This window comes from Thiomonas sp. TH-17 (genome assembly GCF_057473305.1).
Map to the genome: position 1 here is coordinate 1 of NZ_JBYCKI010000132.1, position 17,914 is coordinate 17,914.

Consider the following 17,914-nt stretch of genomic DNA (forward strand, 5'->3'; position numbering starts at 1 on the left):
CGGATACCTCCGGCGCGATTCGCCGAGCAGCATCGCCAGCGCGCTGGCGATGCTGCTCACCCCGCAACCACCAACGAGGTGAATTAACCTTGCAACCTGGACTCCTGACTTAACGTTGGTACGGCGCAAGGGGGCAGGTCAGATGCGGGTCGCAATTTGTCATCGGAGCCGAGCCTGGAGCCGTGACAGAAGTCGAGCTGCCACTCGGCGCCTTCTCTCTGGCCTCGAATTCGCGCCGCAAGGTCTTCATTGCGACGGGCACCGGACTCGCCCCGTTCCTGCCGATGTTTCGGCAGCTTGAGAAGCAAGCCGAGCTCGACGGCGCCGTGCTGTATTTTGGCTGCCGGACTGCCGCGGAGGACATCACCGCCCGCATTCATCCCCTGCCCGGGCTCGTCGTGCGGTGCCTCAGTCGCGAAGAACCTCCGGCCGGAGGCTTCAAGGGGCGGGTCACGCAAGCCATCGACAGCGCAGATTTCGATAGCGCGAATACCGACTTCTACGTCTGCGGCTCGGCTGCCATGGTGGCCGAATGCAAGGTCGTTCTGGAACGGAAAGGGGCTCGCCATGTCTTTTTCGAGCTCTATTGATCGGTGGCCGAGTGGCCCGAGTTGCGTCCCCATAAAATCGCGACGCAACTCACATACGCCTACGCCCATGCAAAACCGACAGTCCAGCACCAAGCTCGCGCCGCGCTCCAAGGAGGGGTGGCGGGCGTACTGGTATCGGGTGATGTATTACCACGACGAACGCGACGAGAAGCTGTTCGATCTGGTGCTGATCGGCTTCATTCTGCTCAGCGTGCTGATCACCGTGCTCGATTCCGTGCATGCCGTGTATGTTCGTGCGCATGGAGTGTTTTATGTTTTTGAGTGGATTTTCACCATCGCCTTCACGCTGGAGTATGTGCTTCGGCTGTCCGTGGTGCAGAACCCGTGGCGGTATGCGCGCAGCTTTTTCGGCATCATCGATCTGCTGTCTTTCCTGCCGGCGTATCTGGAGTTGCTGTTTCTGGGGTCGGGCCATCTGACGGTCATCCGGACTTTCAGGGTGCTGCGTATTTTCCGGATTCTCAAGCTGATGGAGTACACCAGCGCGTCGAATCAGATGCTCGACGCGCTGTCCCGCAGCAAGAACAAGATTTTTGTGTTCGTGCTCAGCGTGCTGACGCTGACCACCATTTTTGGCTCCATCATGTATCTGGTCGAGGGGCCGCAAAACGGCTTCACCAGCATTCCGCGCGGTATCTACTGGGCCATCGTCACCATGGCTACGGTGGGCTTCGGCGACATCACGCCGAAGACGGCGCTGGGGCAGATCATCACCGCGGGCATCATCATCGTGGGCTACGGCATCATCGCCGTGCCGACGGGCATCTATTCAGCGGAGCTGATCAACTCGTATCGAAACCAGCGCCGCGTCGAAGAACACCGCCAGGCGGAAGAGGAGGATGCCACGGCGTGCTCGCGTTGCGGGCTGGTCGGGCACACTGCGGATGCCCGCTATTGCCGCCGCTGCGGCGAAGCGCTGCCGGTCATCAGCCGGGCCACATCTTCCCCGGATTCATCAGATTCTGCGGATCGAGGGCCTGCTTGAGGGCGCGCATCTGGGCCAGCGCCACGGGGTTGCCGTAACGCGCGAGATCGTCTCGTTTGAGCTGGCCAACTCCGTGTTCGGCCGAGAACGTTCCGCCGCAAGCCACCGCGGCATCGTGCACGATGCGGTTGCAAACGGCTTGATGCTCGGCCAGAAAGCGCGCAGCATCCACGCCCACCGGGGCCTGCACGTTGTAGTGCAGATTGCCGTCGCCCAGATGGCCGAAAACCACCAGACGTGCGCCGGGCAGCGCCTGCGTGACCAGCTCGGCGGTGGATTCGACGAAGGCGACCATGCGCGACAGCGGCACGCCGATATCGTGCTTGATGTTCAGCCCTTCCTGCGCCTGCGCCAGCGGAATCGATTCACGCAGATGCCAGAGCGCCTGGCTTTGCGCCAGGCTCTGCGCCACGGCTGCGTTGACGATCAGGTCATCGCTCAGCGCGGTCTCCAGTAGTGACTCCAGACGCGCCCTGCCCTGCGGCTCGCCCTCGGTTTCGCTCGACTCCAGCAGCACGCACCAGGCGCTGGGCAACTCAAAAGGCAAAGCGAGCTGCGGAAAATGCTGCTGCACCAGTTGCAGACTGTGCGCGCTCATCAGCTCAAAGCCGGTCAGGCTGCACCCCAGCCGGGCCTGGGCCAGACCGAGCAGACCAATGGCGGCGGCCACGTCCTGCACCGCTACCAGCGCGGTGATCTGCGCCGCCGGTTGCGCAAAGAGCTTGAGCGCCGCAGCGGTGATGATGCCCAGCGTGCCCTCGGCGCCAACGTATAGATCGCGCAGGCTGTAGCCTGTATTGTTTTTGCGCAGCAGGTTGAGGGCGTCGAGCACCTCGCCCTGCGCGGTGACGACTTCCAGTCCGAAACACAGCTCGCGCGCGTTGCCGTAGCGCAAGACCGCCGTGCCGCCGGCGTTGGTCGAGAGGTTGCCGCCTATGGTGCAACTGCCTTCGGCAGCCAAAGACAGCGGGAACAGCTGGCCGTGCTCGCTTGCTGCTTGCTGCACGGTGGCCAGAATGCACCCGGCTTCCGCGATGAGCACGCCGCCGGCGGGGTCGATGGACCGAATGCGATTGAGCCGCCGTGTGCTCAGCACGATCTGCTCGCCGCTGGCGTCTGGCGTGGCCCCGCCGACCAGGCCGGTATTGCCGCCCTGCGGCACCACCCGCACGCCATGCAGCGCGCAAAGCTGCACCACCCCGGCCACTTGCGCGGCGTCGCCCGGCAGCACCACGGCCAGCGCGCGTCCCTGATAGCGTTTGCGCCAATCGGTCAGATAGGGCGCACAGTCTTCCGCCTGGTGCAGCACATGCGACGTGCCCAGCAAGGCGCGCAAGGCGTCCAGGAAGCGATGCTGTTCAGCGGTCAGCATGGCGCGGCGCTCCGGTGCGCAAAAAACCGGCCACGCTGAGGAACAACAGCAGCGAGAGCAGCAATTCAATCCACCCCAGCCCGCGCGAGGCGGCGCTGGGGTCGGTCAGCGCGCGGGTGATGCCCTCGGCCGCGTAAAACCACAACAGCAGACTCAGCCAGCGAAACGTCTGCGCCCTGCCCCGCAGCACGCCGGGCACGGCGGGCAGGAGGGGCAGCACCTTGAGCACCAGCAGCGATCCTCCGGGATGCAGCGGCGCCACCCAAAGCTCCCAGACCACACACAGCAGGATGAGCGCCAGCAGGCTGGCCACCGCGCCCCGGTGCCAGACATGCTGCCAGGAGGCGGTGGATAAGGGTTGAGAAGAGTCCGACATCATGCGCTCGGTTCAGTCTGCCGCGAGCTTGAGCGCCGCGCGCGCCAGACGCTGCCCCAGCGCGAAGGCCAGGCGCTTTTCTTCTTCGCTCACCGGCAGACTGGCGTCGGGCGCGGCATGATGGCTGGCGCCGTAGGGCGTGCCGCCGCCACGGGTGGTCATCAGCCCGGTCTCGGTGTAGGGCAGGCCGACGATCAGCATGCCGTGGTGCAGCAGCGGCAGCATCATCGACAGCAGCGTGCTTTCCTGCCCGCCATGCAGCGTGCCGGTGGAGGTGAACACCGCCGCCGGCTTGCCCGCCAAAGCGCCCGAAAGCCATAGCGCCGAGGTCTGGTCGAGAAAGTATTTGAGCGGCGCGGCCATATTGCCAAACCGCGTGGGCGAGCCCAGCGCCAGAGCGGCGCATTCCTGCAGGTCGCTCAGCTCTACATAAGGCGGCCCATCGTCGGGAATGGGCGGTGCGGTCTGTTCCGCAACGGTACTCACCCGGGGCACGGTACGCACCCTCGGCAGCGCCCCCGGCACCTGCGCCACGCCTTGCGCCATACTTTCGGCCAGCGTGCGAGTGCCGCCGTGTACGCTGTAATACAGAATCAGGATGTCTTTCATGCCGCTATCGTATTGCCATGCCCCGCCTTCGCCCCTCAGATACCCTGCTCGCCAGCCTGCGCACCCTGGCCCGACGCTTTGCTCAGGACAATCTGGCGCAAACCGCTGGTAGTCTCACCTTCACCACCCTCATCTCCCTGGTGCCCCTGCTCACCGTGGTGCTGGCGGTGTTCACCGCGTTTCCTGCGTTCGACAAAATGCAGGGGCTGGTTCAGGCACACCTAGCTCAAGCCATGCTGCCCGATGGCATCTCGGACAAGGTGTATCACTACCTCAGCGATTTCGCCGCCAAGGCCAAGAGCCTCGGGGCGGTCAGCGTGGTTTTTCTTATCGTCACCGCGACTTCGATGATGCTGACCGTCGACCGCGCGCTCAACGCCATCTGGCGCACCCCGCGGCCCCGTTCACTGGCGCAGCGGGTGCTGCTCTACTGGGCCGGCTTCACCCTCGGGCCGCTGGTTCTGGGCGCGAGCATCGGCCTGATGAGCTATGTCGCGGGCGCGCACCGCGGCTTGCTGCATCACCTGCCCGGAGGAGCCAGCGCCCTGCTGAGCTTTGCTTCGTGGGCCGTCATGGCTGTGGCGCTGGCGGCGCTGTTCCGCTTCATTCCCAACACCGAAGTGCGCTGGCGCGATGCGCTCATTGGCGGATTCGTCGCCGCGCTGGCTTTCAGTCTGGGCGGGCGGGCGCTGGCTTGGTACTTCTCGACCGTCACCACCTACACCGCGGTTTACGGCACCTTCGCCACCTTGCCCCTGCTGCTGCTGTGGATCTACTTCAGCTGGATTGCCGTACTGGTCGGCGCCATGATCGCGGCTTACCTGCCCTCGCTGCGCGTGCGCGCGATCCGGCTGGACGGCTATGCCGGCGCCGAGTTTCTCAACGCGGTGCAAGTGCTCAAACAGCTCCACGGCGCGCGCCTGGCGCCCGATTGCGGCCTGCCCGCCGACCAACTCTCCAGGCGCCTGCGCATCGACCCCCTGCAATTGCAAGACCTGCTCACCGTTTTGGAACGTCTGGGCTGGATCGGTAAGGTTGCCGCCAAGCCCCGCAGCCCCTCGCGCTGGGCGCTGCTGTGCAACCCCGAGTCCACACCCCTTGGGCCATTGATCGACGTGCTGCTGCTCGATAAAAAGCGCGCCACTCACACCTCGGCCCTGCTTGGTCACATGCTCAGCGATGAAGAGCGCGACTGGAGTCTGGCCCAACTGCTATCAGAACCGCCCCTCACAGCCGATGCGTCAGCATCTGCCACCACATCACCCAGTCGCCCATCAAGCTGAAAAGCGGGCGCTTGAACGTCGCCGGACGGTTGTGTTCGACAAAAAAGTGGGCCGCCCAGGCGAATGCGTATCCGCAGATGACGGCTGCAGGCAGCCACCACGGGTTGGCGGTGAAGATGAGAAAAAACAGGCAGACCAGCGCCAGGGTCGAGCCGGCAAAATGCAGCCTGCGGGTGAGCGGCTGCCGGTGCTCGGCCAGATACAGCGGATAAAACTCGACAAACGTGCGCGCCCCGGCCAGTTGCTCGGCGTTGGGGGGGGACGGCGCGTCATGCTGGGCCGACGGGTGATGATGATGTGCACGCATGGGGTATCTCCAGATTCGTGCCTGGTACTTCACCACTATAGGCGAGCCGTCGGAGCTTCAGCTCACGCAGAGCCTCTTTTTCGCGGCTTCGTATTCCCGCTGCAGTTGCGCCACCCGATCTGCGGCGGGCTGCACCCGGCCCACGGCCCCTATGCCCTGGCCGCAGCCCCAGATGTCTTTCCAGGCTTTGGCCCCGCCAATGGCGGCGGCGAAATCCATCTTGCTCGGATCGCCCTCGGGCAGATGGTCGGGATCGAGCCCGGCGGCGGCAATCGAGCCGCGCAGGTAGTTGCCGTGAACGCCGGTGAACAGACTGGAGTACACGATGTCTTGCGCGCTGCTGTCCACGATCATCTGCTTGTAGCCTTCGGCGGCGCGCGCCTCGTCGGTGGCGATGAAAGCGCTGCCGATATAAGCCAGATCCGCCCCCATGGCCTGCGCGGCAAGCACCGAGTCACCGCAGGCAATGGCGCCAGAAAGCACAACCGGCCCGTCGAACCAGCGCCGGGTTTCCTGCACCAGCGCAAAAGGCGATTGCGTGCCCGCGTGTCCGCCGGCGCCGGCCGCCACCAGAATGAGGCCGTCTGCGCCCTTCTCCACCGCTTTGTGCGCAAAGGTCTGGTTGATCACATCGTGCAGCACGATGCCGCCCCAGCCATGCACGCCCTGATTCACCTCGGGGCGTGCGCCCAGCGAGGTGATGACAATGGGCACGCGGTACTTGGCGCAGAGCATCATGTCCTGCTCCAGGCGCTCGTTGCTGCGATGAACGATCTGGTTGACCGCGAACGGCGCAGCGGGCTGCTCGGGGTGGGCAGCGTTCCACGCGGCAAGCGCCTCGGTGATTTCGGCCAGCCATTCGTCGAGCTGCGACGCCGGGCGGGCGTTGAGCGCGGGAAAACTGCCGACAATGCCCGCCGTGCATTGCGCGATCACCAACTTGGGATTGGAGATGATGAACAGCGGCGAGCCGATGACAGGCAACCGCAGCTTGGAAAGAATGGCGGGCAGACTCATCTCAGAACGCCTCCACCGGCAGGGCCATCACGCTGTCGGCGCCACTCAAGACCGCGTCGCGCAAACCGCCGCAACGCGGCAGGATGTGGGCGCAGTAAAACGCTGCGGTAGCCCGTTTGGCTCGGGCGAAGGCGGCCTCATCAGCTGGCAGATCGCGCGTGGCCAGCCAGCTTTGCGCCATCTGCCATCCAGCCATCAGATTGCCCGCCAGCATCAGATACGGCACGCTGCCCGCAAATACCGCATTGGGGTCGGACTTGCCGTGCGCCGCAACAAACGCCACCACCTGCGCATACGCCTCGCGGGCTTGCCGCAGCTGGCCGGCCATGCTCACGGCTTGCGCATCGCCCGTCGCCGTGAGCGCCTCTTCGACCTTGCTCACCCGCGCGGCGAAGTGCAGCGCCAGGGCGCCGCCGTCGCGCACCGTCTTGCGGCCCACCAGATCGTTGGCCTGGATGGCCGTGGTGCCTTCGTAGATGGTGAGAATGCGGGCGTCGCGGTAATGCTGGGCCGCTCCCGTTTCTTCGATGAAGCCCATGCCGCCGTGCACCTGCACGCCCAGGCTCGCCACCTCGATGCTCATCTCTGTCGAGTAGCCCTTGACCAGCGGCACCAGAAACTCGTAGGCCGCCTCGTGCGCAGCGCGCTGCCCGGCATCGGGATGGGCGCGACCCACATCGTGCAGACTGGCGGCCACCAGCGCGAGTGCGCGGCAACCTTCGGTGAGCGCGCGCATGGTCATGAGCATGCGGCGCACATCGGGGTGATGCACGATGCTCACCGACTGCGCCGCGCTGCCGTCCACCGGGCGCGACTGCACCCGGTCCTTTGCATAGGCCGCCGCCTGCTGATAAGCCCGCTCGGCCACGGCAATGCCCTGCAGGCCCACGGCGTAGCGGGCGGCGTTCATCATGATGAACATGTATTCCAGCCCGCGATTGGCCTCGCCCACCAACTCGCCAATCGCTCCTGTTCCCGCCTCGCCCTTGCCGTCGCCGTAAATCAGCACCGCCGTCGGGCTGGCCTTGATGCCCAGCTTGTGTTCGATGGAGGCGCACCACACGTCGTTGCGCCGCCCGTCTTCCAGCACCTTGGGCACGATGAACAGCGAAATACCCTTGACCCCCGCCGGCGCATCCGGCAGGCGGGCCAGCACCAGGTGAACGATGTTGTCCGCCATGTCGTGCTCGCCATAAGTGATGTAAATCTTCTGACCGAACAGCCGATAAGTCCCGTCGCCCTGCGGCTCGGCGCGGCTGCGCACCAGCGCCAGATCAGAGCCCGCCTGCGGCTCGGTGAGGTTCATGGTGCCCGTCCACTCGCCCGAGATCAGCCTGGGGATGTAGCGCTGCTTCTGTGCATCGGTACCCGCAGTGAGCAAGGCTTCGATGGCGCCGTCTGACAAGAGCGGGCACAGCGCGAAACTGAGGTTGGCGCTGTTGAGCATTTCGGTGCAGGCCGCCGAGATGCTTTTAGGCAAACCCTGCCCGCCAAACTCCACCGGATGTTGCAGCCCTTGCCAGCCGCCATCGACGAATTGCCGGAACGCCTGCTTGAACCCCGGGGTGGTCGTCACCTTGCCGTCTGCCCAGGCACTGGGATGGAGGTCGCCCTCGCGGTTCAGAGGGGCGATCACATCGCGGTTGAATTTGCCGCATTCCTCCAGCACCGCTGCCGCCGTGTCGGGGGTCGCGTCCTCGAAGCCCGGCAGTTTGGAAATGGACTCCAGTCCTGCGAGATGTTCGAGATCGAACATCATGTCGCGGATGGGGGCGGTATAGCTCATGCGAGTCTCCGTCTGGGGATGTTGGGGGTGCAGCCGTCTGCGCGGCTGTCGGCGGGTGTCAACACGTTGTGAACGGGCTGGGTTTAAACCTCAAAGCTGCTTGACCATTTCCGGCACGGCGGTGAACAAGTCGGCCACCAGACCGTAATCGGCCACGCCGAAGATCGGCGCTTCTTCGTCTTTGTTGATGGCGACGATGACCTTGCTGTCTTTCATGCCGGCCAGATGCTGGATGGCGCCGGAAATGCCCACGGCCACATAAAGCTGCGGCGCGACGATCTTGCCGGTTTGCCCCACCTGCCAGTCGTTGGGGGCATAGCCCGCATCGACCGCAGCGCGGCTGGCGCCCATCGCGGCGCCGAGTTTGTCGGCCAGCGGGGTCATCACGGCCTCGAAGTTTTCCTTGCTGCCCAGGCCGCGCCCGCCGGAGACGATGATCTTCGCCGCGGTGAGTTCAGGCCGCTCGCTCTTGGTCGTTTCGCGCCCCACCAGGCTGGACAGCCCGGCATCGGCCACTGCATCAATGCTGCTCACCTCTGCCGTCCCACCCGCCGCGGCCACCGGGTCGAAGCCTGTAGTGCGCACGGTGATGACCTTGATCTTGTCCGCACTCTGCACCGTGGCAATGGCGTTGCCGGCGTAGATGGGGCGGTCGAAAGTATCGGGGCTGTGCACATGAATGATGTCGGACACCTGCGCCACATCGAGCAGGGCCGCCACGCGCGGGGCGATGTTTTTGCCGAAGGCCGTGGCCGGCGTCAGGATGTGGCTGTAGGACGGTGCCAAAGCCAGCACTTGCGCCGCGCCGGCTTCCGCCAGGCCCGCGGCAAGCTGCGGCGCGTCGGCGCACAGCACCTTGCTCACGCCGACAGCCTGCGCGGCCGCCTGGGCAACCGCTGCGCAGTTTTGCCCGGCAACGAGCACATGCACTTGCGGGTCGCACAGCAGCGCGGCGGCAATGGTGTTGAGGGTGGAGGGTTTGAGAACCTGGTTGTCGTGTTCGGCAATGACGAGTGCGGTCATGGAAAAATCCTCGAATGGGTTGCTTGCGAAAAGCCGCTCAGGGAAGGCAGGTCAGATGACCTTGGCCTCGGTCTTCAGACGGGCGACCAGCGTGGCGACATCCGGCACCTTCACACCCGCGCCGCGCTTGGGCGGCTCGGCGACCTTCAGCGTTTTCAGTCGCGGGCTCACATCCACGCCCAAATCTTCGGGCTTGAGCGTGTCGAGCGGCTTTTTCTTCGCCTTCATGATGTTGGGCAGGGTGACATAACGCGGCTCGTTGAGCCGCAGGTCGGTAGTGATGACGGCGGGCAGCTTGACTGCAATCGTCTCCAGACCGCCATCCACCTCGCGGGTGACTTTCGCCTGCGTGCCGTCGAGTTCGACCTTGGACGCAAAGGTAGCCTGCGACCAGCCCAGCAGAGCAGCCAGCATCTGCCCGGTCTGGTTGGAATCGTCATCGATGGCCTGCTTGCCCAGAATGACCAGCTGGGTACCCTCTTTCTCGACCACGGCCTTGAGCAGCTTGGCCACGGCCAGGGGCTGCAACTCGGCCTCGCTCTCCACCAGCACACCGCGGTCGGCGCCGATCGCCATGGCGGTGCGCAGGGTCTCGCCGCAGGCGGTCACACCGCAACTCACCGCGACGATTTCGGTCGCCGCGCCCTTTTCCTTGAGTCGCACCGCTTCTTCCACAGCGATCTCGTCAAACGGGTTCATGCTCATCTTCACACCGGCGGTATCGATGCCGCTGCCATCCGACTTGACCCGCACCTTGACGTTGTAATCAACCACGCGCTTGACCGCGACCAGCACTTTCATGCAATTGCTCCAGTAGGGTTTGTTGTGTGGGGTCAGTATAGGCAGCGCCCTGACCTGAACGGGCCGACCGACCCATAATAGAACGACCGTTCGTTTTTGGCAGTGTAACGACGGACGCGGCCGCAAATCAAGCCCCGCGCAAAGAGCACATTACCTTTGGCGGAATCAGGAAGGCCGCTTTCAAAGCGGATTTCTACAGATCAATCGCTTCGCGGGAATGCGCCTGCGCGCGCAAGGCGTATTTCTGAATCTTGCCGGTGGACGTTTTGGGCACCTCGCCAAAGATCACTTTGCGCGGCACTTTGAAGCCCGCGAGGTGGGTTTTGCAGAACGCGATGATTTCTTCTTCGGTCGCCGTGCGGTCTTGCTTGAGTTCGACAAACGCGCAGGGAGTCTCGCCCCATTTCGGATCGGGCATAGCCACAACGGCAGCCACCAGCACAGCGGGGTGACGGTAAAGCACATCTTCGACTTCGATGCTGGAGATATTTTCCCCGCCCGAAATAATGACGTCTTTGCTGCGATCCTTGATCTTGATGTAGCCGTCGGGATCGACCACAGCGAGGTCGCCGCTGTGAAACCAACCGCCGTGAAAGGCCTGCTCGGTCGCCTCGGGGTTGCCCAGATAGCCTTTCATCATGATGTTGCCGCGAAACATGATTTCGCCCAGGGTTTGCCCATCGTGCGGCACTTCTTCCAGGGTGTCCGAGTTCCTCACGGTCGCGGCATTCTGCAGGTGATAGCGCACGCCCTGCCGGGCATTCAAGCGCGCGCGCTCGGGCAGCGGCAGTTCATTCCAGGACGCCTGTTTGGCGCAAACCGTCGCCGGGCCATACACCTCGGTGAGGCCGTAGGTGTGAGTCAGGTCGAAGCCCATGGCTTCGAGCCCCTCGATCAGTGCCGCGGGTGGCGCGGCGCCGGCCACCATGGCCCGCACCGCGTGGTGAATGTCGGCTTTCATCTCGGCGGGCGCATTGACCAGCAGATTGTGGACGATGGGCGCGCCGCAGTAATGCGTCACGCCCGCACTTCGGATGCGGTCGAAAATGGCCTGCGCCTCAACCTTGCGCAGACAGACGTTGACCCCGGCCCGCGCGGCCACCGTCCACGGAAAGCACCAGCCGTTGCAGTGAAACATGGGCAGGGTCCACAGATAGACCGGGTGCTTGGGCATGTCCCATTCGAGAATATTGGACACCGCATTCACATACGCGCCGCGATGAGAGTACACCACGCCCTTGGGTTTGCCGGTGGTGCCGGAGGTGTAATTCAGCGAGATCGAATCCCACTCGTCGGCCACATCGGGCAACGCCTCACTCGCCAGACCTTCGGCGAGCAGCGCCTCGTAATTCAGCGCGCCGATGCCTTGGCCGCCGGGCACGAACTCCGGATCGGACACGTCGATCACCAGCGGCGGCGCCAGGCCCTGCTCCACCGCGAGCGCCACGGCCCGCTGCATCACCGCCGCCAGTTCGGGATCGACCAGCACGGCCTTGGCGCCGCCGTGCAGCAGCATGTAGGCCAGCGCCTCGGCGTCGAGCCGGGTGTTGAGGGTGTTGAGCACCATCCCGGCCATGGGCACGCCGAAATGCGCTTCCACCATGGTCGGCACATTGGGCAGCATGACCGCCACCACATCCCCGCGCTGCAGGCCCCGTCGCACCAGGGCCGATGCCAGACGTCGGCAGCGTTCGCGCGTCTGCGCCCAGTTGCGCTGCACGCTGCCATGGAGGATGGCCAGACGCTGCGGATAGAGGTCGGCGGCATGATCCAGAAAGATCAGCGGCGTGAGCGGTGCGTGGTTGGCGCGATTGGGGGTGAGGTCAGCGTCTTGCATATGGGTCTCCTCGCGGTCTCCTTGTCTCGACAACATGCTGCAGCAGACGCCTTTCGCAGACCTTGCGTTCACAGGCCCGACACAAGCCCTTAGTCGCTGGCGTCGTCTGGTTCCGGGCGGCTGGGGCCTTGCCGCGTTGGGGAGGTCGGCGTGGGCGCGGCAGGTTCCTTGCCTGGCGCCCACTGCAGAACCCGCTGCGGAAACGGAATCTCGATCCCATTTTGTTTGAGCGCATGCCAGATGGCGAGATTGACCTGGCCGCGCACGCCTAGTGTGCCGTGTTCCGGGTCGGCAATCCAGTAGCCCACGGTGATGTTGATCGCGCTGTCGCCAAACGCATCGAGCACCGCGCTCGGGCCGGGGCTCTGCAAGACGCGCGGCACGGACTGCGCCGCCTCTTTGATGAGCGCCAGCGCCTTTTCAATGTCGGTGTCGTACGACACGCCCACCGTGGTCGAGAGCCAGACGTTGGGGTCGTTATACGAGAGGTTCTCGATGCGGTTGGCAATCAGCATTTCGTTGGGCACGATGGAGTCCGTGCCCCCGGCGCTGCGCACCAGGGTGTAACGGGTCTTGATGTCGATGATCTGGCCCTGAAAAGTCTCCACCCGCACGTTGTCACCGACGCGCAGACTGCGCTCGAGCAGAATGACAAAGCCCGAAACGTAGTTGGCCGCGATTTTCTGCAAACCCAAACCGAGGCCGACGCCCAAAGCGCCGCCGAACACGCTGAGCACGGTGAGATCGATGCCCACCATCTGCAAGGCGGTGAGGATGGCCACCAGCAGCACCACCGAACGCAGCAGCCGGGTGAAAACCAGACGCAGGCTGGCGTCCAGCGGCGAGCGCATCAGACGAGCTTCCAGCAACGACGAGACCCACAGCGCCAGCAGCAGCGTGACGGCGATGGACGCCGCGCCCTTGAGCAAGGTCCAGCCGGAAAGGCGCTGACTGCCCAGGGTGATCGACAGCGCATCGAGCGCTTCGTGAATTTCTGGCAGCACACCTGCCAGATGCAGGGCCAGCGTCACCCACAGGCCGATACTGACCACCCGCACCAGATAGCGCACGCCGCCATCCTTGGAAAACCGTTGCCTTGCGACGGAACCGGCCAGACGCACCAGCAGCAGCACCGCCAACACCGGCAGCGCCACTTTGAGCAGCGGCAGTTTGAGCAGCAGATGCGAGCCGTGCCGCACCAGAACCAGCGCCAGCAAGGCCACCGCAGGAAATCCCAGGCCGTAGCGCCAGGTCGCGTGAAACGCCGTCTTCCAGTTGGGCAGCTTGCGCACCTGCTTTTCAAGCGCCGTACCCAGCAGCACACCCAGCGCCACAACGCCCAGCAGAATGCCGATCTGCAGGCGCAGTTGCTCTGGGGATGGGTGGGTGAACGCCGCGATAAGGGGAGATTCAATCAACATGCGCAAAAGCCCGAATGAACAGGCGGGCATGGTAGCCCGACAGGCTGCTAGCGCAGCGGCGCACTGGGTGACGGCACCGGCAACGGGGCTGCCGACGGTTTCGCGGCATTCTGGCGCGCCTGCTCGGCCTGCTTCTCGGCGTAGGCCTTTTGCTTGGCGGCGAAGTCGGCCTCCGCCTGCTTGACCTCCGCCGCGCGCTGCGCCGGGCTGATCTGGGTTTGCGGCGCTGGGGACGGAAACAAGCGCTCCGTAGGCGTTGGCACAGGCGCAGCGGCGGCAGGAGCATTCGGCGGCACTGCTGCGGCCTGTGCTGCGGCCTGTGCTGCGGAATGTGCTGTGTTTTGGGCCGCTTGTTGGGCGGCCTGCTGCTGTCGCTGTGCAAGGTCGGCTTCGCGTGCCGCGCTCTGCTGCTCGGCTTGCTCGCGGTCGGGCTGCCCGCGCTGTGAGCCGGCCCTATTCGCCTGCACCCGGCGGAGTTCGTCTTCGGCAGCACGCATGCGGCCGCGCAATGCAATGGCCTGCAGATCGGTGTCGATAGGGGTCAGTGCGGCACGCTCCTTCTCGCGTGCCGCGTCGAGGCAGTCGTTGACAAAAAAGCGCCGCAGACAGGCGCCGCGCTGCGCCGCGTATTCAGCCTGCACCTGCGCGCGCTGCTGCTGCAAGGCGGCTTGTTGCGCAGCGTCTTGTGCCGAGGTGGGCTGCACCGTCGCCGCCAGGGCTGCGCTCGAACCCAGGCAAGCTATCAGCACACACCCGATTGGAAAAACTTTTCGGAAGACGCTCATACCAACGTGGCCTCGCCCTGGCGCCGCCCCTCGCGCAAATATTCGGCGCTCTGCATTTCGTTCAGGCGGGAGACGGTGCGGGTGAATTCATAGTCGAGCGGCCCATGCACATAGAGCTGCTCGGGCGGCACGGTGGCAGACAGAATCAGTTTGATGCGGCGGTCGTACAGCACGTCCACCAGCAGGGTGAAGCGACGCGCGGCGCTGGCCATGTCTTCGGTCATCAGCGGCACGTCGGACAGCAGCACGGTGTGAAAGCGGCTGGCGAGTTCGAGGTAGTCGTTTTGCGAACGCGCGGTTTCGCAGAGTTCGTGAAAGCTGAACCACACCACGCCGCCGGCGCGTTGCAGCGCCTGCACCTCGCGGCCTTCGATGGTCAGCACCGGGTCTTCTTCGGTGCTCGAAGCCATGCGCTCGAAGGCCTGTTCCATGCGGGCTTGCGCCTCATCTCCCAGCGGGGTGATGTAGAGGTTGAGTTCGCGCAGGGCTTTGTGGCGATAGTCCACGCCGGCATCGATCTTGACCACGTCCATTTTCTGTTTGATGAGTTCGATGGCGGGCAGAATGCGGTCGCGGTGCAGACCGTCAGGGTAAAGATCGTCAGGATGAAAGTTGGAGGTGGCAACCATTTGCACGCCATGATCGAACAAGCCATCGAGCAGGCGGTGCAGGATCATGGCGTCGGTCACATCGCTGATGTGAAACTCGTCGAAGCAGATCAGCCTGAAGCGCCGCGCAATGCGTTTGGAAAGCTCGGTCAGCGGATCGACGGTACCCTGCAAGGCGGCCATTTCGCGCTGCACCTCGTGCATGAACTCATGGAAGTGCAGCCGCGTTTTGCGCAGCAGCGGCACGGTGACAAAAAACGCATCCATCAGCATCGACTTGCCCCGCCCCACGCCGCCGTAGAGGTAAACCCCGCGTGGCAGTTCGGGATGCACCAGGGCACGGCGGATGGCACTCGATCGGCGCGACTTGTACTCGACCCATTCGTCGTAACACTGCTGCAGACGGGCCACGCCCGCGAGCTGCTCAGCGTCTGCGGTAAAGCCCCTCTCGCTCAGGGATTGCTCAAAATACTCGGTGACGTTCATGCGCCGCCGTTCAGAAGTTCAGCGTGCGCCCGGCAACGCCCAGCGCCGCTTCCTTCAGGCTCTCCGACAGCGTGGGGTGCGCGTGGCAGATGCGGGCGATGTCTTCGCTGGCGGCCTTGAATTCCATCGCCACGGCAGCCTCGGCGATCAGCTCCGAGGCCATCGGGCCGATGATGTGCACGCCGAGAATTTCATCGGTCTGCGCATCGGCCAGCATTTTGACGAAGCCCGTGGTGTCACCCAGCGCACGGGCGCGGCCATTGGCCATGAAGGGAAAACTTCCCGCCTTGTAAGCGCGGCCTGCGGCCTTGAGTTGCTGCTCGGTCTGCCCGACCCAGGCGATTTCGGGCGCGGTGTAGATGACCCAGGGCACGGTGTTGAAATCGACGTGCGGCTTCTGCCCGGCGATGCGCTCGGCCACGGCCACGCCTTCTTCCTCGGCCTTGTGCGCCAGCATGGGGCCACGCACCACGTCGCCCACCGCCCAGATGCCCGGCAGGTTGGTGCGGCAGTCGGCGTCCACCTGAATGAAGCCGCGCTCATCGAGTTTCAGCCCCACAGCCTCGGCGCCGAGATGATCGGTATTCGGCTTGCGGCCGACGGAGACGATGAGCCGCTCGACCTTGAGCGTCTGCGCTTCGCCCTTGACGTTGGTCCAATCGACGGTCACCCCGTTTTTCAGCACCTTGGTCGCCGTGATCTTCGCGCCAAGATGGATCGCCAGCCCCTGTTTGGTGAACTGTTTGAGCGCCTCTTTGGCCACCTGCGCATCGGCGGCGGCGAGAAAGTCGGGCATGGCTTCGAGCAGGGTGACTTGCGCACCAAGGCGGCGCCACACGCTGCCCATCTCCAGTCCGATCACCCCGGCGCCGATCACGCCCAGCGTCTTGGGCACGGCGTCGATGGCCAACGCACCGTCGTTCGACAGCACGCGCTGCTCGTCGAAGTCCAGACCGGGCAGGCTGCGCGGCACAGAGCCGGTCGCCACGATGATCTGCTTCGCCGACAGCGCCTGCTCGGCGTCCTTGCCAGTCACGGCAACCTGCCACCCGGTGTCGGCGTTGCCGCCTTTGAACGCGGCGGTGCCGTGGAAAAACGTGACCTTGTTTTTCTTGAACAGATAGAGGATGCCTTCGTTGTTCTGCTTGACCACTTGGGCCTTGCGCTGCTGCATGACGGGCACGTCGATGGACAGGCCGCTTACGCCAATGCCATGCGCGGCGAAATCGTGCCCGGCCTGCTCGAAATGCTCGCTCGACTGCAACAGCGCCTTGGAGGGAATGCAGCCGATATTGGTGCAGGTGCCGCCAGGCGCCGGGCCGCCCTGGGCATTGCGCCAGGCGTCGATGCAGGCCACGTTCAGGCCCAGTTGAGCGGCGCGGATGGCGGCGATATAGCCGCCAGGGCCAGCGCCGATGACGATGAGATCAAATTCCGAAGACATGATGGATTCCTGGTTGCGCGCACGCGGCGCGTCGAGGCGAATAAGCAGATGAAGCCTTGGCTTGGCGCCCGACTCAAAGATCGAGCAGCAGACGCGCCGGGTCTTCGAGCGCCTCTTTCATCGCCACCAGGCCGAGCACCGCTTCGCGGCCGTCGATCAGGCGGTGGTCGTAGCTCATCGCCAGGTAGTTCATCGGGCGAATCACGATCTGGCCATCTTCGACCACGGGCCGGTCTTTGGTGGCATGAATGCCCAGAATGGCCGACTGCGGCGGGTTGATGATGGGCGTGGACAGCATCGAGCCGAACACCCCTCCGTTGCTGATGGAGAAGGTGCCGCCGGTGAGTTCCTCGATGGTCAGCTTGCCATCGCGCGCCTTGGCGCCAAAATCGGCGATGGCTTTTTCGATGTCGGCAAAACTCATCTGATCGACATTGCGCAGAATGGGCACCACCAGCCCGCGCGGACTGCCCACTGCAATGCCGATGTCGAAGTAGCCGTGATACACCACGTCATTGCCGTCGATCGAGGCGTTGAGCAGCGGGAACTTGCGCAGCGCATGCACCGCGGCGCGCACGAAAAAGCTCATGAAACCCAGCTTCACGCCGTGCTGCTTCTCGAACTTGTCTTTGTAGAGATTGCGCATGTCGATCACCGGCTTCATGTTCACTTCATTGAAGGTGGTGAGGATGGCATTGGTCGCCTGCGACTGCAGCAACCGCTCGGCGATGCGCGCGCGCAGGCGGCTCATCGGCACGCGCTGTTCGGGCCGGTCGGTGTAGGCGGCGAGATCGAGGTCGGCCTCCACTGGCTGCAACGCGGGAATGGTGAGTGAGGGCATTTGCGACGCCGCTGCGGACTTGGCCGCTGGTTTGGCTGCGGTAGCGCTGGTCTGTGTTGCCTGAGCCTTGGGCGCTGCCGCGGCCTGCAAGGCATCGACCTTGGTGATGCGGCCGCCGCGCCCGGTGCCCGCCACGTCTGACGGATTCACGCCCTGCTCGGCCATGATCTTCGCCGCAGCCGGCATGGCCACCGCCGCGCCTGCGGAGGGGGCCGCAGTCGCAACCGCAGCCGGAGCCGGAGCCGGAGCCGGAGCCGGAGCCGGAGCCGGAGCCGGAGCCGGAGCCGGAGCCGGAGCCGGAGCCGGAGCCGGAGCCGGAGCC

General features: G+C 64.6%; 17 protein-coding genes. 3 read left to right on the forward strand and 14 right to left on the reverse strand.

The annotated features are described in order from the left end of the window. Positions 1–182: 182 nt before the first annotated feature. Positions 183–590: a ferredoxin--NADP reductase gene (locus tag AC2VLV_RS07935; RefSeq protein WP_486989463.1), complete on the forward strand. Its 408-nt coding sequence runs from the start codon at positions 183–185 to the stop codon at positions 588–590. Positions 591–657: 67 nt separating this feature from the next. Further along, positions 658–1,596, forward strand: a complete 939-nt coding sequence (locus AC2VLV_RS07940; RefSeq protein WP_486989464.1) for an ion transporter — start codon at positions 658–660, stop codon at positions 1,594–1,596. Here AC2VLV_RS07940 and AC2VLV_RS07945 read toward each other — a convergent pair. From AC2VLV_RS07945 to wrbA, 3 genes are read right to left on the reverse strand one after another with little or no spacing between them, the layout of a single operon-like run. Beyond that, the gene (locus AC2VLV_RS07945) at positions 1,538–2,968 is read right to left on the reverse strand and encodes an FAD-binding oxidoreductase (protein ID WP_486989465.1); all 1,431 of its coding nucleotides are present in this window, start codon (positions 2,966–2,968) and stop codon (positions 1,538–1,540) included. The genes AC2VLV_RS07940 and AC2VLV_RS07945 overlap by 59 nt on opposite strands. Next, on the reverse strand, positions 2,955–3,344 hold the full coding sequence (locus AC2VLV_RS07950; protein ID WP_486989466.1) for a DUF2069 domain-containing protein: 390 nt from the start codon (positions 3,342–3,344) through the stop codon (positions 2,955–2,957). The genes AC2VLV_RS07945 and AC2VLV_RS07950 overlap by 14 nt, the downstream gene beginning before the upstream one ends. 12 nt (positions 3,345–3,356) lie before the next feature. Then, a complete protein-coding gene (gene wrbA / locus AC2VLV_RS07955; RefSeq protein WP_486989467.1) occupies positions 3,357–3,953 on the reverse strand; it encodes an NAD(P)H:quinone oxidoreductase in 597 nt (198 codons plus the stop codon). A gap of 17 nt (positions 3,954–3,970) precedes the next feature. Here wrbA and AC2VLV_RS07960 point away from each other — a divergent pair, with 17 nt between their 5' ends. Then, entirely contained in the window at positions 3,971–5,236 is a 1,266-nt protein-coding gene (locus tag AC2VLV_RS07960) for a YihY family inner membrane protein (RefSeq protein ID WP_486989468.1), read from the forward strand. Here the strand turns inward: AC2VLV_RS07960 and AC2VLV_RS07965 are convergent. The 11 genes from AC2VLV_RS07965 to odhB form a co-directional block, all read right to left on the reverse strand. Then, positions 5,181–5,543, reverse strand: a complete 363-nt coding sequence (locus AC2VLV_RS07965; protein ID WP_486989469.1) for an Mpo1-like protein — start codon at positions 5,541–5,543, stop codon at positions 5,181–5,183. The two genes, AC2VLV_RS07960 and AC2VLV_RS07965, sit on opposite strands and share 56 nt — an antisense overlap. A 57-nt stretch (positions 5,544–5,600) precedes the next feature. After that, complete coding sequence (locus AC2VLV_RS07970) at positions 5,601–6,560, reverse strand: NAD(P)H-dependent flavin oxidoreductase (protein WP_486989470.1); 960 nt, start codon at positions 6,558–6,560, stop codon at positions 5,601–5,603. Between the two features lies 1 nt (position 6,561). Next, entirely contained in the window at positions 6,562–8,346 is a 1,785-nt protein-coding gene (locus AC2VLV_RS07975; protein WP_486989471.1) for an acyl-CoA dehydrogenase, read from the reverse strand. Between the two features lie 90 nt (positions 8,347–8,436). After that, positions 8,437–9,369, reverse strand: a complete 933-nt coding sequence (locus AC2VLV_RS07980) for an electron transfer flavoprotein subunit alpha/FixB family protein (protein ID WP_486989472.1) — start codon at positions 9,367–9,369, stop codon at positions 8,437–8,439. Between the two features lie 51 nt (positions 9,370–9,420). Further along, positions 9,421–10,170 (reverse strand): electron transfer flavoprotein subunit beta/FixA family protein, encoded by a 750-nt coding sequence (locus tag AC2VLV_RS07985; RefSeq protein ID WP_486989473.1) that lies wholly within the window; start codon positions 10,168–10,170, stop codon positions 9,421–9,423. Between the two features lie 193 nt (positions 10,171–10,363). Beyond that, on the reverse strand, positions 10,364–12,007 hold the full coding sequence (locus AC2VLV_RS07990) for an acyl-CoA synthetase (protein ID WP_486989474.1): 1,644 nt from the start codon (positions 12,005–12,007) through the stop codon (positions 10,364–10,366). A gap of 89 nt (positions 12,008–12,096) precedes the next feature. Beyond that, positions 12,097–13,428 (reverse strand): mechanosensitive ion channel family protein, encoded by a 1,332-nt coding sequence (locus AC2VLV_RS07995; RefSeq protein ID WP_486989475.1) that lies wholly within the window; start codon positions 13,426–13,428, stop codon positions 12,097–12,099. Between the two features lie 47 nt (positions 13,429–13,475). After that, positions 13,476–14,177, reverse strand: coding sequence for a hypothetical protein (locus AC2VLV_RS08000; protein ID WP_486989476.1), 702 nt, complete (start codon positions 14,175–14,177; stop codon positions 13,476–13,478). A gap of 32 nt (positions 14,178–14,209) precedes the next feature. Beyond that, positions 14,210–15,307, reverse strand: coding sequence for a cell division protein ZapE (zapE, locus tag AC2VLV_RS08005; protein WP_486989477.1), 1,098 nt, complete (start codon positions 15,305–15,307; stop codon positions 14,210–14,212). Positions 15,308–15,317: 10 nt separating this feature from the next. Then, the gene (lpdA, locus tag AC2VLV_RS08010) at positions 15,318–16,751 is read right to left on the reverse strand and encodes a dihydrolipoyl dehydrogenase (RefSeq protein WP_486989478.1); all 1,434 of its coding nucleotides are present in this window, start codon (positions 16,749–16,751) and stop codon (positions 15,318–15,320) included. Positions 16,752–16,824: 73 nt separating this feature from the next. Further along, a partial coding sequence (gene odhB, locus AC2VLV_RS08015) for a 2-oxoglutarate dehydrogenase complex dihydrolipoyllysine-residue succinyltransferase (protein ID WP_486989479.1) occupies positions 16,825–17,914 on the reverse strand: 1,090 nt, incomplete at its 5' end.

Coding starts and splice junctions, on each gene's coding strand:
- AC2VLV_RS07980 (WP_486989472.1), bottom strand. CDS start 9,369: ATGACCGCACTCGTCATTGCCGAACACGACAACCAGGTTCTCAAACCC.
- AC2VLV_RS07970 (WP_486989470.1), bottom strand. CDS start 6,560: ATGAGTCTGCCCGCCATTCTTTCCAAGCTGCGGTTGCCTGTCATCGGC.
- AC2VLV_RS07940 (WP_486989464.1), top strand. CDS start 658: ATGCAAAACCGACAGTCCAGCACCAAGCTCGCGCCGCGCTCCAAGGAG.
- AC2VLV_RS07950 (WP_486989466.1), bottom strand. CDS start 3,344: ATGTCGGACTCTTCTCAACCCTTATCCACCGCCTCCTGGCAGCATGTC.
- AC2VLV_RS07975 (WP_486989471.1), bottom strand. CDS start 8,346: ATGAGCTATACCGCCCCCATCCGCGACATGATGTTCGATCTCGAACAT.
- AC2VLV_RS07985 (WP_486989473.1), bottom strand. CDS start 10,170: ATGAAAGTGCTGGTCGCGGTCAAGCGCGTGGTTGATTACAACGTCAAG.
- AC2VLV_RS07965 (WP_486989469.1), bottom strand. CDS start 5,543: ATGCGTGCACATCATCATCACCCGTCGGCCCAGCATGACGCGCCGTCC.
- lpdA (WP_486989478.1), bottom strand. CDS start 16,751: ATGTCTTCGGAATTTGATCTCATCGTCATCGGCGCTGGCCCTGGCGGC.
- AC2VLV_RS07990 (WP_486989474.1), bottom strand. CDS start 12,007: ATGCAAGACGCTGACCTCACCCCCAATCGCGCCAACCACGCACCGCTC.
- AC2VLV_RS07995 (WP_486989475.1), bottom strand. CDS start 13,428: ATGTTGATTGAATCTCCCCTTATCGCGGCGTTCACCCACCCATCCCCA.
- wrbA (WP_486989467.1), bottom strand. CDS start 3,953: ATGAAAGACATCCTGATTCTGTATTACAGCGTACACGGCGGCACTCGC.
- AC2VLV_RS07945 (WP_486989465.1), bottom strand. CDS start 2,968: ATGCTGACCGCTGAACAGCATCGCTTCCTGGACGCCTTGCGCGCCTTG.
- zapE (WP_486989477.1), bottom strand. CDS start 15,307: ATGAACGTCACCGAGTATTTTGAGCAATCCCTGAGCGAGAGGGGCTTT.
- AC2VLV_RS07960 (WP_486989468.1), top strand. CDS start 3,971: ATGCCCCGCCTTCGCCCCTCAGATACCCTGCTCGCCAGCCTGCGCACC.